10 protein-coding genes are annotated in these 14,882 nt (G+C 42.5%); 7 read left to right on the forward strand and 3 right to left on the reverse strand.

The window, feature by feature from the left end; genetic code table 11:
* Positions 1–38: 38 nt before the first annotated feature.
* The 3 genes from CWD77_RS00915 (at position 39) to CWD77_RS00925 (ending at position 4,561) form a co-directional block, all read left to right on the forward strand.
* Entirely contained in the window at positions 39–935 is an 897-nt protein-coding gene (locus CWD77_RS00915) for a PIG-L deacetylase family protein (RefSeq protein ID WP_101072893.1), read from the forward strand.
* Positions 936–1,028: 93 nt separating this feature from the next.
* A complete protein-coding gene (locus tag CWD77_RS00920) occupies positions 1,029–1,895 on the forward strand; it encodes an ROK family protein (protein ID WP_101071327.1) in 867 nt (288 codons plus the stop codon).
* Complete coding sequence (locus CWD77_RS00925; RefSeq protein ID WP_101071329.1) at positions 1,892–4,561, forward strand: exo-rhamnogalacturonan lyase family protein; 2,670 nt, start codon at positions 1,892–1,894, stop codon at positions 4,559–4,561. Before CWD77_RS00920 ends, CWD77_RS00925 begins: the two co-directional genes overlap by 4 nt.
* Before the next feature lie 50 nt (positions 4,562–4,611).
* Here the strand turns inward: CWD77_RS00925 and CWD77_RS00930 are convergent, their stop codons facing one another.
* The 3 genes from CWD77_RS00930 to CWD77_RS00940 all read right to left on the reverse strand — a co-directional run bounded on the left by CWD77_RS00930 (position 4,612) and on the right by CWD77_RS00940 (position 9,598).
* Entirely contained in the window at positions 4,612–6,810 is a 2,199-nt protein-coding gene (locus CWD77_RS00930) for a carbohydrate binding family 9 domain-containing protein (protein ID WP_101071331.1), read from the reverse strand.
* Between the two features lie 6 nt (positions 6,811–6,816).
* On the reverse strand, positions 6,817–8,295 hold the full coding sequence (locus CWD77_RS00935; RefSeq protein ID WP_206017919.1) for an SLC13 family permease: 1,479 nt from the start codon (positions 8,293–8,295) through the stop codon (positions 6,817–6,819).
* Between the two features lie 82 nt (positions 8,296–8,377).
* Entirely contained in the window at positions 8,378–9,598 is a 1,221-nt protein-coding gene (locus CWD77_RS00940) for a putative sugar nucleotidyl transferase (protein ID WP_101071333.1), read from the reverse strand.
* A 197-nt stretch (positions 9,599–9,795) separates the two neighbouring features.
* Here CWD77_RS00940 and glmS point away from each other — a divergent pair, with 197 nt between their 5' ends.
* The 4 genes from glmS (at position 9,796) to CWD77_RS00960 (ending at position 14,838) form a co-directional block, all read left to right on the forward strand.
* Positions 9,796–11,637 (forward strand): glutamine--fructose-6-phosphate transaminase (isomerizing), encoded by a 1,842-nt coding sequence (gene glmS / locus CWD77_RS00945; RefSeq protein WP_101071334.1) that lies wholly within the window; start codon positions 9,796–9,798, stop codon positions 11,635–11,637.
* A gap of 40 nt (positions 11,638–11,677) precedes the next feature.
* Complete coding sequence (locus tag CWD77_RS00950) at positions 11,678–12,241, forward strand: helix-turn-helix domain-containing protein (RefSeq protein ID WP_101071336.1); 564 nt, start codon at positions 11,678–11,680, stop codon at positions 12,239–12,241.
* 129 nt (positions 12,242–12,370) lie between these two features.
* Entirely contained in the window at positions 12,371–12,814 is a 444-nt protein-coding gene (locus CWD77_RS00955; protein ID WP_101071338.1) for a heavy-metal-associated domain-containing protein, read from the forward strand.
* A gap of 50 nt (positions 12,815–12,864) precedes the next feature.
* Positions 12,865–14,838, forward strand: a complete 1,974-nt coding sequence (locus CWD77_RS00960; protein ID WP_101071339.1) for a copper-translocating P-type ATPase — start codon at positions 12,865–12,867, stop codon at positions 14,836–14,838.
* Positions 14,839–14,882: the final 44 nt, after the last annotated feature.

Genomic DNA, 14,882 nt, shown 5'->3' on the forward strand with positions numbered 1-14,882 from the left:
ATTCCTGGCTTTATAATTTTGAAAACTGAAATATCATGATGAAACAAATTCTAATAACCACACTACTGCTTTTTATTGCTGCATCAACAGTAAAAGCACAGATCAATACATCTGACGATACTCCACTGAGAGTGATTGCAATTTTTGCCCATCCCGATGATGCTGACTCTAAAATGGGAGCAACAGCTGCTATGATGGCTGAAATGGGTCATGAAGTTAAATTCCTTTCACTGACGAATGGAGATGCAGGACACCAAGAAAAAGGCGGTGGAGCACTTGCCAGAATTCGCCGGGCTGAAGCCGAAGAAGCCGGTGAGCGACTTGGTATCGAAGAATATGAAGTATTTGACAATCACGATGCAGAGCTGCTTCCCGATCTTCATATCCGAATGGACGTGATACGTGCGATTCGCGAATGGAATGCGGACGTTGTACTGGGTTTGCGACCTAATGATTACCACCCGGATCACAGAAATGCAGGGAAACTGGTAATTGATGCTTCCTATATGGTGATTGTGCCAAACGTAGCACCCGACACCCCACCACTGCCAAATAACCCTGTTTTCTTCTATATGCAGGACAGATTTAGCAAACCGAATCCATTCAGCCACGATGTTGTGGTAGGAATTGATTCTCACATAGAAACTAAACTTGCCGGACTGGACGCCCATACTTCTCAAATGTATGAATGGTTGCCATGGACCAATCAAAGTCTCGATGAGGTTCCTGAAGATCCTGATGAAAGAGTTGAGTGGTTACGTCAACGTTGGATTGGCCGTGAAATGTCGGACGAGCAGAGAGCAGGCCTTGAAAAGTGGTATGGCTCCGAAAGAGCTTCAGAATTTAAGTATGCCGAATCATTTGAAATTGCTGAGTATGGAAGATATCCATCTGAGGAAGAGCTTAAAATGATATTCCCAATGCTGGGTAACTGATTTATTACATCTTCATAACGTACCTAAGCCGTGCCGGTTTGGTAGCCGGCCGGCTTTTTTTATACAATCACTATTCAAAACATCAGTGTTTTTATGATCAATCAGACGGCTATAGGAATAGATCTTGGAGCCACCAACATCAGGGTTGGTTTAGTTCAAGGTGGTGAACTTGTTCAGGTAGAAAACTGTCAATTACCCGAAGATAAATCTGTGATGTCCATCCTGAATAAAATGGGTGAGATGATTGAAACAGTAGATGACGGGGCAGAACATATTGGCATTGGCGTGCCCAGTGTAGTCGACTCTGCCGAGGGAATCGTTTACGATGTTCAGAATATACCCGGTTGGGAAAAAGTGCACCTCAAAGACCTTCTTGAAGAGAAGACCGGAAAACAGGTTTACCTGAATAACGATGCAAATTGTTTTGCACTTGGTGAATGGATGTTTGGGAATGGAAAGGGGAAAAAGAATATGATCGGTATCATTATCGGTACCGGGTTTGCAGGTGGTATTATTATTGATGGCAAACTTTACGAAGGCAGAAATTGCGGAGCCGGAGAATTCGGCATGATTCCTTACAAACAGTCTATATTGGAACACTACTGCAGCGGTCAGTTTTTTACCCGGCTGGTTGGTGTTCGCGGAGAAGAGATCTACGAAAAAGCGATGAATAACGACAGCCCATCAAAGAAGCTTTTTCAGGAGTTTGGTAAACATGTAGCCGAAGCAATTAAAATTGTGCTCTATACCTATGATCCGGAATCAATAATTTTAGGCGGATCTGTCAGTCAAACATTTCCACTATTTCAAAAAGGATTCGAGCAGGAACTGAAAAGTTTTGGTTTCACCAACTCACTGAAAAATGTTGAAATCACAATTTCCAAAACTAAACATATTGCAATATTAGGTGCCGCAGCACTTTGCGCCAACCATATTAATGTTAATCACACGGAAAAATGATCAGGAAACTTCTCACATTAACTTTATTTATTGTATTTGTTCATTCACAGGTGGCTTTTACCTGGACTAATCCGTCCAATTCCGTAACTGTACGAGTTCAGCAGGCCGAAGATGGGGCTCCCGTAAAATTTGGGATCCCTTTTAAAAAAGGTGAACTAAAATCACCGGATCATGTGCGTGTTTTGAATGAAAGCGGAGAGGAAATTGCGATTCAGACAACGGAAGTAACCAACTGGCTGCCGGCTGATGACAGTGTGAAATGGCTTTGGATATTTTTCTTTGCTGACCAATCGGATGAGTATACTGTTGAGTATGGTGATGAAGTGCGGCAAAGCGTATTTACCGATTCCCCAATCATGTTTAAAAACAATCAAAGGGTAAATGGTTTTGCTGAGATTGAGACCGGTCCGCTCAAATTTCGAATTGATAAAGACGGTTCAGGATTTATCGACCGTGTGTACTATAATCCGGAAGAAGATGGTTATAGTGATGAACATATTGTTGCTACCGAACTGGAGCAAAGAGGGACCTTTTTTGATTTGATGGATGATGCCGGCATCGACACTTCAAGAGCTGTAATTCATCAGCATTTTATAGAAAAAGGTTCAGGTCCGATGCACGCTATTCTTCGCGTTGAAGGCGAATATGTATATGACAGGGATGATCACGAAAATTCCCCGTTTGTAACCTATTATCATGCTTATGCCGGAAAATCGTATGTTAAAGTACTGCATACTATCACCTACACCGGAAAACCGGATCAGAGTGAGTCTTTGAATGGTAAACAGCACGAAGATATTGCTACTCAAACTGAACTTCTTGTGGATGAAGAGGCTCGATCAGAAGATGAAGGTCTAACACAACCTAAAGACAGAATTGCGTCGGCGGGATTTGGTCTCCAGTATCAGCTGAAAAACGATTTACACATAAAATCGGCACTTGAAACCGGTAAATGGTACGAAGATGGGGATACCGACTTCATAGATCACCGAGTGGGACGTGAAAGAACCATATCCGTTTTTCAAACCGGTCCCGAAGCGGCCAGGCTTTCTCCCGCACCCGTGTCTGATAAAGATAACAGGATTGATGGGTTTGTTGCTGAAATTCGGGGAGATGGAATTTTAAAATCCGGAGAAAAATCTGAAGGTTGGATGTCTTTATCTGATGGCCGTACTGGCATAACGGTTGCTCTTAAGAATATGGTAGAAGAGTATCCAAACGAGCTGAATGTAAACACAGAATCCGGAACGCTTCACGCCTATACTTGGTCGCCAAACGAAGAACCAATGAGCTTCGCAAGATTTAATACGGAACCTGATGGCGGGATGGTGGGTAACTTCGCCCAGGGCTTGACCAAAACGACGGAGGTGGTTTTCAATTTCCATTCCGGAGATCTGAATGCTGAATCGGTCAGATCTGAAATTTTAAGCTTGGTTAATCCACCCGTCGCTCATGCCGGAGCAGAATGGTATAGCCGCTCGGGAGTATACGGCCAGTTTGCCGGAACAGGAACACAGTTTGATGAATTAGAGCAGAGTTTGGATTACAAATATGAATGGATGCTCTTCAATCAAAAATGGGAGCCATGGTATGGTATGTTTGACTATGGGGATGTTCGAAATTACTACTTTAACAACAACTGGTTTCAGTGGGCAAATAATGAGCCGGCGATGGATTTTCAGTACTGGATGCAGTTTATGAGAACAGCTGACATTGATATGTATGAAATGGCAAAAGCGATGAGCCGCCATACGATGGATGTGGATAATACTCACTGGCCAAGACCTAACTGGTATCGTGGCGATACGAACCGTTCGTTGGACTGGAATGAGTCAGAAATGCAGGACGAAATTAACGAGTATGTAGGGATGGGAAGGCGTCATGCAAATCAGCAGTGGGTTTCTATGCTGTCGGCACATGTTTGGGTTCCGGGTTGGATCGCGTCTTATTACCTGGATGGATATCACCGTGGTTTGGATGTTGCCCGATTAACAGGCGATTATTATGTGCGACGCATTTTTGGAGGACATGGTTTAACCGGCCGCAGATTATATCTTTCGATCTGGAATTTAGCTGAACTTTATGACGCTACGAAAGATGAAGTTTACCTGGAAGAACTGGACGATCGTATTGACAGAATGCTCAGGCTGCAGAAAACACAGGGTGGCAGGATAGTTATTGACCGGTACGGTTATTCCCAAAATTATATCTCTCACGGGTTGAGTAAGGTTTTACAAATGTTTGACCGCCCAGACCTGGAGAATGCTCTTGTGACTAATGCCAGAAGCCTATATAACAATCCTCCGTACGATCACGATATGGAATCCTACCTGTCTAGCATTCATGCACTGATTGTTGGATACGATCTGACCGGTGAGGAGAAGTATATCGAAGAAGCTTGCTATCGGTCACGCTATCTGCCGGTTGATGAGATGGACCAACCTGTTTTATCGTATGATAATCAGGGAGAGCTTGCAGTCGATCTGGAGGATATTAGCCGTTTACCGTCTGCAGGTGAGGGTCCGTCTTTCCGCGGACGACTACCGATCTGGGCTTATTCGAACGGACTTCGAATTTTTGGCTGGACACACGCTTTCAACGTGCCCTATACAATTGACCGCTTGACGAAGCTCAATAACCTGAACTCCATGCAGTGTGTGGACTGATCGGTTGCCGATATAAATCCAGAGGAATAAACTGGATTTTAATCTGATGACTAGTAAAAAGTGTAGGTATACTTAATCAGTACTGTTCGATTTTCAAACCGTGGAAGGGTGGGAGTAATCCTGTTCAGTTCGCGGTTTGATACCTCACTGTATACAACCCAAAAATCGTGTCCCTCACTGAAGTTATATCTAAACCTTGCATTTGTTCCTACCTGCCTGGCAAGATGATTGTATTGAGAAAGAACCTGCAGAGAAAGATGTGTATTTAAAGCTGCAATCGATCGTACTCTGAACAGATGAAGATATTCGGTTTGATCTCTGTCCGGGAAACTTAAATAGTTCAACTCTGCATCAGCACTTATTTCAAAGTGTTTTGAAGCATTCCATGCCGGAGAAAAAGTAAAGGAGTATTGATAGCCATCATAAAATGTTCGAGCCTGCCCGGAAATGGATGTTCTGACCTGACGGGAATTGGACATTTGGTATGATGCCTCGGCTCCATAAAATGTATAGCTTCCGGTCTCAACCGTTGCATTATCGCTGAAAATCAGTGGCAGTCTTAGATCCTCATACCATAAACCTCCGGCAAGCTCAAATTCTGTATCGTTCTTAAGTTCGATTTCCCAAGACTGCTCGATGTTTATAGATTCGATCGATTGATCTTCATTTCTTAAAAATGCAGAACCTTCGAGAGATGGATTTACAATTCGTATGGAGGATTCAGGATCATTAAAATATCCGTAGGCCAGTTCCAGATTGAGCTGGGTGTAATCGAAACGAGAATTAAAGCCAATTTCAGGTAGATATTGATCGCCGGACCGAATGAATGAAAAATCATAGTAAAAACCGGTGGATGATCTCTTTAATAAATTTACTCTGAAGATGGATTGATCAAACAGGTTCGATCCGGTTCTGTTATCAAAAGTAGTGGCTGTTTTGAAATCCAGAAAGTGATTTCTGGTATAATTATAGAGCAGGTCAAAACCGGTACCGATGTTGTAGCTCCCATCAAATCCAAGTCGGTTTGTTACCATTCCTCCCGCATGAGAATTCTGATTGATAATATTTTGTTTCATCCGGTAAACCCCGAAGTTTTCAGCAGGTTGATCAATTGAGTTTAAACGGTCGGTTTGCATATTTAAAACACCGACATCCCATTTTCCTGTTCTGCCGGCCAGTCGTAGCCCTCCCAGAATTCGAACCTGTTGACCCTGTTCAAGACCAATTCGTCTGCTGTAAAAAAGTGCATTATTGCCTCCAAGATTGAAATCAAAAATGTCTGACCGCTCCTGGAAGAATTGTCTTTTTTCGGGGAAGAAAAGCGGCGTTCTGTTAAGATTTATTTGAGCTTCATCAGCTTCAACCTGGGCAAAATCGGTGTTCAGCGTCAAATCCAGGTTCATATTTCCGGTTATTGGATATTTGATATCCAGACCGGCTTCAGTTACATAATCAGTGCCGGTTTGATATGCATCGCCGGATGTATTCAACAAGTTTGACTGTTCAAATCCACCCAATAGGTAAGGGGTAATGTAGACCGGTTTTTCATATTCAATTCCTGTAAAACGCACCTTTTGGGCTTGCGATGGTTTTGTAAACCCCCGTGACCATTCTGGGGCGATATCAGGGAAGATGTGTCGCTCGGCTCGACGAGCATCCCACCGGTACGTGATGAGTCCCATGATCACTTCATTGTTAACTTCTCGAAATCCCAGGCTTGAAAATGGAATTCGAATTTCCGCAAACCAACCATCCTCTGTTATCTCAGCTGCAGCATCCCAATGTGTATTCCAGTCTCGATTAAAAGAGTTGCCGCCTTCAGAGTCGTTGGATATCTGCTGATCTACCCGAACTCCTGTGGGTGTGACAAAGAACCATTTAGCGGTTTCATTATCGTTAAAAGAGTCAAGTATGATGGCAAATGTCTCATCTCCGCTGTACCGGTTTCGATAGAGCGTGTTGGCAACAATATTTTCCGGTTCGGAATCGTACAGTTCGCCGGCTATGTATAGATATTTGTCATCATAAGTAACCTTTATCACGGTTCTGTTCGACATTTCACCACCATAAACAGGTTGATATACTTGCATGGGGAAAGGTTTAATCTCCTGCCAGGCGGGCTCATCAGGTATCCCATCAATCGTAACCGGAGAGCTTAGTCTTTGAATGTTGATCGGACTCTTTTTATCAACGGTTTGAGGTGCAACCTGGAAGAGTAAAGCGAACGTAAAAGCTAAGAGTATATTCATGCCAATTTACTGAGCCCAATCGGGGATGATGCCAATTTCTATGCCAAATACATATGAGAATAAAGTGTAGCAGGCAATACTTAGAATGACAGATACAATGATGTTAAGCCAGATCCCTGCTTTCGCCATTTGAGGAATGGATACTTTTCCGCTCCCATATATAATGGCATTTGGGGGTGTGGCTACCGGCAACATAAATGCACAACTGGCAGCTATGGCTGCAGGAATTACGAAGAGCATTGGATTCTGTCCTATTCCAATTGCAGAAGATGCTAGAATTGGAAGAAAAGCAGCTGCGGTAGCTGTATTACTGGTAATCTCTGTGAGGAATACCACAATCATAATTACAACAAAGAGAAGGAAGATAATAGAAAGTGCATCCAGCCCGCTTACGCCCTGACCAATCCATGCCGCTAAGCCGGTTGAACTGATAGCAGAGGCTAAACTCAAGCCCCCTCCAAAGAGAATGAGAATACCCCACGGCAAATCCCGTAAATTACTCCATTGCAGTAAATTTCCACCCGAATTTTTACCATTAGGAATCAAAAACAGTACAACCCCTGCAGTAACTGCAATGCCGGCATCCGACAGTCCCGGAATTAATTCTGAAATGAGTGGACGGAATATCCATAGAAAGGCAGTAGTCGTAAAAATAATGGCTACCCGAAATTCAGGTTTGGAAATGTTCCCAAGTGCTTCAAGCTGATTCAGAATGATCGACTTACCGCCCGGCAGTTCTTTCATTTTAATAGGGAAGATGAACCGACTTAACAGGATATACATAATGGGAAGAAGTAAGAGAACAAGTGGAACACCAATCATCATCCAGCGGGCAAAACTGATTTCAAGACCGTAGTTTTCCAGCATAAAGGCTGCTAAGAGTGCATTCGGAGGAGTTCCTATCAGTGTTCCAATTCCACCAATATTGCAAGCGTACGCAATGGAAAGCAGGAGTACAATTTCAAAATTTGTAACTTTTGGAGCCGCATCATCTTTCTTGTTACCCACAAATTGAAGGACAGAAACGGCAATAGGCAGCATCATTAACGCAGTTGCTGTATTGCTTACCCACATACTTAAAAATGCAGAAGCAATAATAAATCCAATAATAATAGACGAAGGTTTAACACCCACAACATTTACAATGTTTAAGGCAATTCGCTTGTGTAGACCCCAGGTTTGCATTGCAATGGCAATGATAAAACCACCCATAAAAAGAAATATCAGCGGATTTGCATAGGGTGTTGTTGCATCGCTAATAGGTGCTATATCGAGAACGGGAAACAGGACGATGGGAATCAAAGATGTAGCTGCAATGGGAATGGCTTCAGAGATCCACCAGGTAGCCATCAGTATAGCAACTGCAGCCGTTCGCCAGGCAGCCTCGTCTAACCCTTCAGGAGCCGGAAGGAATAGAAAGATGAGAAAAAGAATGAATCCAAGATATAACCCAAATCGAGATGAATCGGTAATTCGATTTAACATAGTATCATTAAATTAAAAAATGTGCACTGTTATATAGACCATCGCGAACGGGGAAACCCCTATTGGGGCGAGTATATTATCACTAAAAGCTGGTAGAGTCGAACAGAGCCTTCATCATATTTTTATATGCGGGAGTAAGTTCAACACTGCGGCGCTCCATCATTTTTCCCATTGCTTCTATCGCCTTTTCAAAATGGTAAGGCACGATGTCATGTCCGCTTACCCAGCTAAAAGAGGGGATATACTTTGGTGGATAACCGTCAGAGAAGAGATTGCAGCACACACCACAAAGTGTTCCCGTATTAAGCATAGAGTTGATGCCTGTTTTACTGTGGTCTCCCATAATTGTCCCGATGAACTGCTGCCCGGAATCAACAAGTTTACCGGAACTCCAATCGGTCACTTTAACAGTGCTGTAATTATTTTTGAGATTTGATGTATTCGTATCTGCACCGAGATTTACCCATTGACCGAATACAGAGTTTCCTGCATAACCGTCGTGGGCTTTATTGGAATAGGAGTGAAAAATAACATTGGAGATTTCGCCTCCTACTTTGCAAACCGGGCCGATTGTTGTGTCTTCATAAATTTTAGCTCCCATTTTAACAACCGATTTTTCACAAATTGCTGAGGGTCCGCGAACGACTGAGTTAGCCATTACGTGAGCATTTTTACCGATGTAAATAGGACCTTTATCAGCGATAAGCATAGCACCCGGCTCAATTAAAGCGCCTTCATCGATGTAGATATTTTCAGGCTTAACAAATAAGGTATTGGGGTAAATTTTCTCTTCACCGTAGGCGATCTTTTTTGATAAGATCAGATCCTTTCGAATTTCATTGCCATTTAACTGAAACAATTCCCAGATATTTTTAACAATTGTATTTCCGTCGGGTTTTATTTCAGAAGTCTCTAATGCTTTTTGATCAATCCCGGATTTCTCCCATTTACTGTGCTCTTTGGTGGATATTAGTGCAGCAATAAGCGAGTCGTTACAGGTTAATCCCTGAGAAATTTCTAACTGCTTTATCTGTTCAATTAACTGTACATTCGGGATGAATCGCGGATTAATCCATAAAACCGCGTCATGTTCTTTCTTTATTTCAGGTAATTCAAATACTCCGGAAAGGTGCTGACGGATAGGTCCTCTCAATGCAGAATCAACAGGTAAACCGAGAGCGTATTTCCATTTTTCTGCAAGTGTGAAAATCCCAACTCTTAAATCGTATACCGGCCGGGTTAGAGTGAGTGGATGGAAATTTTCCATGAAGTGATCTTCAAAAAGGGAGTATTGTAATTTCATTATATTTTGTTTTCCTTTTGCAGGGAATTCTGATTTGTTGTCTTGACGTTTTCTAAAATGTTAAATAACAAATTAATTTCAATCAGACGTTATGAATATTATGTACATTTTAAAAAAGTACATAATGGATAAAATAGAAGAGTAAAACTGATTTAATAGTTATCAGTTATAATAAGATCAATAAAAAGTTATAGACTATGTGCGGAATAGTAGGTTATGTAGGTGATAGAGACGCCGCTGAAGTATTAATCAAAGGGTTAAAAAGGCTTGAGTATAGAGGGTACGACTCTGCCGGAATTGCCATCATGAATGGAGAGTTAAACATTCAAAAAGGCAAGGGTAAAGTAGCCAACCTGGATAAGAAAGTGTTGGAGAATAGTGTGAAAGGCCATATTGGTATTGGTCATACACGCTGGGCTACTCATGGTGAGCCCAATGATGTAAATTCTCATCCACATTTAAGTGAATCCGGTAAAGTTGCCGTTGTTCACAATGGAATTATTGAAAACTACGGATCACTAAAAAGATCTCTGACCGAGAAAGGCCGGACGTTTAAGAGCATGACTGATACTGAAATTATTGCTCAGCTCATTGAAGAGATTTATACAACTTCCAAGAATGTGACTTTTGAAGAAGCCATTCGCCTCACCTTAAAGCAGATTGTGGGAACGTACGGTCTTGCAATTGTAAATCTGGATAGCCCGGAAAAGATTTACATCGCCCGAAAAGGCTCTCCTCTTCTTTTGGGAGTTGGCGATAATGAGATGTTTATTGCTTCGGATGCATCACCCATTGTTGAGTATACCAATAAGGTAGTATACCTGGATGATGGTGAAATGGCGGTTGTAGAGCGTGACGGTTATGAGGTTAAGACAATTGATGATGTGAGCCTGACGAAAGAGGTTCATGAACTGGCAATCAGTTTGGAAGCGATTGAGAAAGCGGGTTATCCTCACTTTATGCTGAAAGAGATATTTGAGCAACCCAGATCAATGGCTGACTGTATGCGGGGGCGTATTGATCCCGATAAGGGAACCATACAACTGGGGGGTATTGCAGATGTAATGGACGATTTGGCTAACGCAAACCGAGTTATAATTGCTGCCTGCGGAACCAGTTGGCATTCAGGCTTGGTGGGTGAGTACCTATTTGAATATTTGGCAAAAACACCCGTTGAGGTTGAGTACGCATCTGAATTTCGATACAGCGATCCACTGATTGGTGAAGGGGACGTGATGCTGGTAATTTCTCAAAGTGGAGAAACAGCTGATACACTTGCAGCACTCCGTGAAGCCAAAGAGCGTGGCGCTTTGGTTTTGGGTATCTGTAATGTGGTCGGTTCAACAATATCCAGGGAAACCGATGCGGGTGTCTTTACCCATGCCGGACCGGAAATCGGAGTTGCTTCAACGAAAGCATTTACTGCTCAGGTTGTTGTATTGACAATGATGGCACTGGCTCTCGGTATTAAAAAGGGACATATCGACAATAAAAAAGCGAAGAAGTATATCAAAGAACTGAATGCCATTCCTGATAAAGTGGATCAAATTTTAAAGGAGTGTGATGATGATACCAAAGAGATGGCTAAGATGTTTACGTATGCACCCAACTTTCTCTATCTGGGACGGAGCTATAACTTCCCGGTTGCACTGGAAGGTGCGTTGAAGCTGAAAGAGATCTCTTACATTCATGCTGAAGGATATCCGGCTGCGGAGATGAAGCACGGACCGATTGCCCTCATTGATGAGATGATGCCGGTTGTGGTAATTGCTGCCACTACTCATACTAATGACAAAATGATCTCGAACATTGAAGAGGTAAAAGCGCGCAAAGGACGTATTATCTCCATTATGAATAAAGAGAACAGTGATGTAAAAGAGCTGTCGGAATACTCCATCTCAATTCCCTCAACGTTTGATGTATTTTCACCGCTTCTTACGGTAATACCGCTGCAGCTGCTTTCGTACTACATTGCCGTGAACAGAGGGTGTAATGTGGATCAACCCAGAAATCTGGCGAAGAGCGTTACCGTTGAATAGCGAATGTAATCTTATAAGTTCGAGTTCGTTGTAACTACTTATGAAATTGTCAGTCAAAAATATGGTCTGTCCCCGTTGTGTTGAATCCGTTTCGGATATTCTGTCGGGGATGGATATTCCTGAAGCTCGTGTTGAACTTGGATCTGTTGAGTTGGAAAAAAAATTCTCAGAGTCAGAACTGGATCAGTTTAGTAAACGGCTTCAGGCAAAAGGGTTTGAGCTCATATTTGATCGTGAAACGGAACTGGTTAATGACGTGAAATCTGCTTTAGTCAAGTATATTGATCATCTCGAGAATTCACAGATGCCGGACAAACTTTCCATCTTTATTGCAGAACAAACAAACTATAACTACTCCTACCTTAGTAAAGTTTACTCCGATCAAACCGGTTATACGATTGAAACTCATCTTATTGAGATGAAAATAGAGCGGGTGAAAGAGCTGCTTGGTTTTCGGAAATGGACACTCAGTGAAATTGCCTGGAAACTGAAGTATAGCAGTGTGCAGTATCTTTCCAATCAGTTCAAAAAAGTGACCGGCATGACGGTTACTGAGTATCGAAAGTCAGGAGAATCAGCCCGGAAAACTTTGGATCAAATTTAGCCAAAAATATTACACATCTCTCTGCTCGCTGTATAACACGTAACGTCCTATCTCTTTCTATACTGTTATCAGAAAATTAAACAAAGAAAAAATCGGGTAAAACCGATCATCCATAAAAGGTAGAGTATTATGAAAAAGCGTATTCAAATAAATGGAATGCATTGCGCGGGTTGTGTCAACTCCGTTGAAAAGGTATTGAGCCGGGTTGAAGGTGTTAAAAATGCTAATGTTCAACTCACTACCGAAAGCGCAGAGATTGAAGTTGAGGGAGATAACTTTCCTTTTGAAGTGATACGCGAAACCGTTGAGAATGCCGGATATGAAGTTGAGGAGCCTAAAAGTGAGTCGGTAACCTTTCAAATTGGCGGTATGCACTGCACAGGATGCTCTTCGGCGGTAGAGAAAGCGATTCGAAAGCAGGATGGCATTGTAAGTGCAAATGTGAATCTAGCCGCAGAAAAGGCTTTTGTAGACTTTGACAGCTCGCAAATATCGATCGATCAAATTAAAGAGAGTATCGAAAATGCCGGTTATGAAGTGATTGAGCAGCAAAAAAAAAAGTTAATAAGTTAGAGCAGAAGCGAGAGAGAGAAGAGAAAAAACTTTCTGCTGCAAAACAGAAAATGGTGCGGAGTTGGGTGGTTACCGTTCCATTAATGATATGGATGTTTCTCAGCATGGTGCTGGGTATTCACTTCACCTCACATCTTGTAATGGAAGTGGCTATGGTACTTGGAGCGGGTTACGTTCTATTCGGACCGGGTCTTGAAACCATCCGAAGCGCTATACTTTCCACCCGAAATTTAACTCCCAACATGGATGTCCTCATTGCTTTGGGTACAACCGCGTCTCTGATAACAGGGTTGGTGTCGCTGGGTTTTATGCTCGGACTGATTCAGTCACCTTTCTACAGTTTTGCCGGAATTGCCTCTATGATCATGGCGTTTCATCTTACCGGGCGATATATCGAGGCAAAAGCGAGAGGACGAGCATCTGACGCAATCACCAAACTTTTGACATTGGAGGCCAAAACAGCCCGTATTATCAAAAACGGAGTTGAAGAGGAGATAGAAATCGGTGATTTGAGAAAAGGGGATGTCATGATAGTTCGTCCCGGTGAAACCATCCCAACCGATGGGGAAGTTGTAGATGGTAAAAGTTCTGTTGACGAGTCTATGGTTACCGGAGAGTCGATGCCGGTAGTTCGAGAAAAAGGGGATGAAGTTATTGGGGGTACGATAAACACAGAAGGCTCCATTCGTGTACAGGCAAAAGAAGTTGGGGAGAATACATTTTTGAATCGAGTAATCCAGATGGTAGAGGAAGCACAGGGATCCAAGATTCCTATCCAGGATTTTGCGGATAAAGTAACGGCAATTTTTGTGCCTGTAATTTTAGTACTCACGGCAATTACATTTACGGTCTGGCTGGCTTTTCCCGAAACATTACGTCCCATTTTAACCTGGGCCGATTCATTTATTCCCTGGATTATCACAGATCTTGAACCGGTTAGCCAGGCATTTTTTGTGGCTCTTGCTGTTTTGGTTATCGCTTGTCCGTGTGCGTTAGGGCTGGCAACTCCAACAGCACTGATGGTAGGTACCGGATTGGGTGCCGAAAATGGAATTCTTATTCGAAAGGGTGAATCTATTCAGCGTCTGCAGGAAGTCACAACTTTTGTATTTGATAAAACAGGTACATTAACGAAAGGCGAACCGGAAGTTACGGATTGGTTCGAAATTGGAAGTGATGAGTTAGATCTCAAAAAAATAATCGCTGCTGCAGAAAACTACTCTGAACATCCGATCAGTAAAGCCATCTTAAATTATACAGGCACAAAAAATCTGCCGACATCGGAAGATTTTGAATCATTTACCGGAAAAGGTGTGAAAGCGATAGTGAATGGTTCGCGAATTCTGGCCGGTAATGTTGACTTACTTAAACAATTTTCTATCAAACAGTCTGAGGCGGTTCAGGAAAAAGCAGATGCACTTCATTCAGCCGGTAAAACTACGATTTTTCTGGTAATGGATGATGAGGTTGTTGCACTGTGCGGAATAAAAGATACCATCAAACCGGAAACCGCCGATACAGTTCGAGAGATTCATCAAATGGGATATAAAACCGTGATGTTGACCGGAGATCAGCAGAAGGTAGCAGAGATCATAGCAGAAGAGATAGGCATTGACGATGTATTTGCACAAGTAAAACCGGATGAGAAAGCCGATGTGATCAAAAAACTGCAAGAAAAGGGAGAAGTTGTTGCTATGGTAGGCGACGGAATCAACGACGCTCCGGCACTGACACAATCTGATGTGGGTATCGCACTGGGAACCGGAACAGATATAGCCATCGAATCGGGGAGTATGATTTTGATTGATGGAAATCCGCAGGCCATTATCAGAGCGATTAATTTGAGTAATGAGACGTTTAAGAAAATACGCCAAAATCTGTTTTGGGCTTTTTTCTACAATATCGTCATGCTACCCGTAGCTATGCTGGGATGGATGCACCCGGTGTTGGCAGAAATTGCAATGGCACTGAGCTCCATAAATGTTGTTGGAAATTCTAAACGTCTGCAAAAAAAGAAAATCTGATTTTTTATAAAGAATTAGAAACAAAGGGACACAATCTTTGTAAC

It is taken from the genome of Rhodohalobacter barkolensis (assembly GCF_002834295.1).
Taxonomy (GTDB): domain Bacteria; phylum Bacteroidota; class Rhodothermia; order Balneolales; family Balneolaceae; genus Rhodohalobacter; species Rhodohalobacter barkolensis.

Excerpts from the sequence above, each read along its gene's own strand:
- CWD77_RS00915 (WP_101072893.1), top strand. The coding sequence starts at position 39 with ATGAAACAAATTCTAATAACCACACTACTGCTTTTTATTGCTGCATCA.
- CWD77_RS00920 (WP_101071327.1), top strand. The coding sequence starts at position 1,029 with ATGATCAATCAGACGGCTATAGGAATAGATCTTGGAGCCACCAACATC.
- CWD77_RS00925 (WP_101071329.1), top strand. The coding sequence starts at position 1,892 with ATGATCAGGAAACTTCTCACATTAACTTTATTTATTGTATTTGTTCAT.
- CWD77_RS00930 (WP_101071331.1), bottom strand. The coding sequence starts at position 6,810 with ATGAATATACTCTTAGCTTTTACGTTCGCTTTACTCTTCCAGGTTGCA.
- CWD77_RS00935 (WP_206017919.1), bottom strand. The coding sequence starts at position 8,295 with ATGTTAAATCGAATTACCGATTCATCTCGATTTGGGTTATATCTTGGA.
- CWD77_RS00940 (WP_101071333.1), bottom strand. The coding sequence starts at position 9,598 with ATGAAATTACAATACTCCCTTTTTGAAGATCACTTCATGGAAAATTTC.
- glmS (WP_101071334.1), top strand. The coding sequence starts at position 9,796 with ATGTGCGGAATAGTAGGTTATGTAGGTGATAGAGACGCCGCTGAAGTA.
- CWD77_RS00950 (WP_101071336.1), top strand. The coding sequence starts at position 11,678 with ATGAAATTGTCAGTCAAAAATATGGTCTGTCCCCGTTGTGTTGAATCC.
- CWD77_RS00955 (WP_101071338.1), top strand. The coding sequence starts at position 12,371 with ATGAAAAAGCGTATTCAAATAAATGGAATGCATTGCGCGGGTTGTGTC.
- CWD77_RS00960 (WP_101071339.1), top strand. The coding sequence starts at position 12,865 with ATGGTGCGGAGTTGGGTGGTTACCGTTCCATTAATGATATGGATGTTT.